General features: G+C 72.2%; 3 protein-coding genes. All 3 read left to right on the forward strand.

Going from position 1 to position 2,129, the window contains the following annotated elements:
• Positions 1-521 (forward strand): helix-turn-helix domain-containing protein (locus tag VIB55_RS04725; RefSeq protein ID WP_331875517.1); only part of this gene is annotated, 521 nt, incomplete at its 5' end.
• Complete coding sequence (locus tag VIB55_RS04730; protein ID WP_331875518.1) at positions 518-871, forward strand: carboxypeptidase regulatory-like domain-containing protein; 354 nt, start codon at positions 518-520, stop codon at positions 869-871. The genes VIB55_RS04725 and VIB55_RS04730, both read left to right, overlap by 4 nt.
• Before the next feature lie 117 nt (positions 872-988).
• On the forward strand, positions 989-2,129 hold a 1,141-nt coding region (locus VIB55_RS04735), incomplete at its 3' end, for a hypothetical protein (protein WP_331875519.1).

The following is a 2,129-nucleotide window of genomic DNA, read 5'->3' on the forward strand; positions in this document are numbered from 1 at the left end:
TGCTGGCGCCCGGCCGCGTCATCCGCCCCGAGGACAGTCCCCCCGAGGTGCGCCACGGCCGGCGCGAAACGCTGCTCCCCGTCGCGCTCGCACGGCAGAACGGGCCCCGCGACGACGGCGGGCGGTCCACCGGCGCGCCGCCGCCGGAGCTGGAGTTCATCCTGCGCGCGCTGTACGACCTGCGCGTGGACATGGAAGACCTGCGGCGCGAGTTCGAGGTCTACCGCGCCCGCCAGCGCGACCCGATGGCCATTCCCGCCGCACCCAACGCGTACGGCGCCTATCAGCCCATCGCGCTCGGCCCCCCGCCGATGGTGGACCTCGCGCCCGAGCCGGAGCCCGCGCGCGAGGAGGGGACAGTGGTGTTCCGCCCGGGCAAGACGATGAGCGACCTGGAGCACGAGGCCATCAACGCCGCGCTCCTCCACAGCCGCGGCAACCGCCGCAAGGCCGCGGAAATGCTGGGCATCGGCGAGCGGACACTGTACCGCAAGCTCAAGGAGTACGGCATCGAAACGTGATCCGCGCGGCCATCCTCGCTGCCCTGATCGCGATCCCGGCGTGCGCGCCGCAGGCCACGCGACCGGCGCCCCACGTCGAGTTCGTCGTTCGCGGCACGGTCGTGGACGCAGCGACGGGAGCCGCTCTCCCGGGCAGCCACGTGATGATCGAGGGGACGGAGGTGAAGGCCCCCACCACTGCCACCGGCGATTTCGAGTTGCGCGGTCGCGGTACCCGCGGGCGGTACCGGCTTCTCGTCAGCCGTATCGGCTACGAATCAGAGCGCCCCGGGTTTCGCATGGGCCGCTCGGAGACGGTGGTGGTAGACACTGTGAGGATGCGTGCCGTGTCCATCCGCGGCCACTTCTGATGCTCCTCGTGAACGGCCGACGTTCGCCGCCGCCGGGCCCTGGCCCGGCGGTTCGCTTTTTGTGGGAGCACCGCGGGGGGGGACTCGCGGGAGAGACGGACACCGACCACGAGCCGGATGACGAAGATAGACGGAACGCTGGACCTGTTCGCCATCACCGCGCCGGGGCTGGAGCCGCTGGCCGCGGCAGAGCTGCGGGCGATGGGGATCGGCGGGGTGGTGGAGCCCGGGGGCGTGTCGTGGTCCGGACCGGCCGCGCAGATGTACGAAGCCAACCTCCGGCTGCGGACGGCGAGCCGCGTCGTCGTCCGCGCCGCCAGCTTTAGCGCGCGCACCTTCTTCGAGCTGGAGCGGCACGCGCGCAAGGTGCCGTGGGACCGCTGGGTGAACCGCGGCGGGGCGGTGCGGCTGCGGGTGACGAGCAAGAAGAGCAAGCTGTACCACGAGGGCGCCATCGCCGAGCGCCTGCTGGACGCGATCACCCGCGCCGTCGGTCCGGTGGCGGGCGGCGCGCTGGGCAAGGACGAGGATGATGCGGATCAGCCCGAGGCGGCGGATGCGCAGCTGTTCATCGTCCGCTTCGTGCGCGACGAGTGCGTGATCAGCGCCGATTCCTCGGGCGCGCTACTTCACTTTCGCGGATACCGCCAGGCACTCGCCAAGGCGCCGCTGCGCGAGACGCTGGCCGCGGCCATGCTGCTGGGGAGCCGCTGGAACCCCGGCGCGCCGCTGCTCGATCCCATGTGCGGATCGGGGACCATCGTCATCGAGGGCGCACTCATCGCCCGGGGCATCGCGCCGGGCCTGGCGAACGCCGACGGGCAGCCGCGCCGGTTCGCGTTCACGTCGTGGCCGGAATTCGATCGAGCCGCGTGGGAGTCCATCGTGGACCGTGCGCGGGGGGAGATCCGGCCGTCTGCGGGCATTCCCATCCTTGGATCGGACCGGGACGAGGGTGCCATCCAGGCCGCAGCCGCGAACGCCGCACGGGCGGGGGTGATGGATGATCTGGAATTGAGCGCGCGCCCGCTGTCCGCGATCGAGCCGCCGGAGGGGCCGGGGTGGGTCATCAGCAACCCACCCTACGGCATTCGCGTCGGGGAGCGCGATCCGCTGCGCAACCTGTACTCGGCGCTGGGGCGCACGCTGCGGGAGCGGTGCCCCGGGTGGACGCTGGCGCTGCTCTCGGCCGATCGCATGCTGGAGGGGCACACGGGCGTGCCCTTCGACGACGCCTTCCGCACGAGCAACGGGGGGA

It is taken from the genome of Longimicrobium sp., from assembly GCF_036554565.1.
Lineage (GTDB): Bacteria > Gemmatimonadota > Gemmatimonadetes > Longimicrobiales > Longimicrobiaceae > Longimicrobium.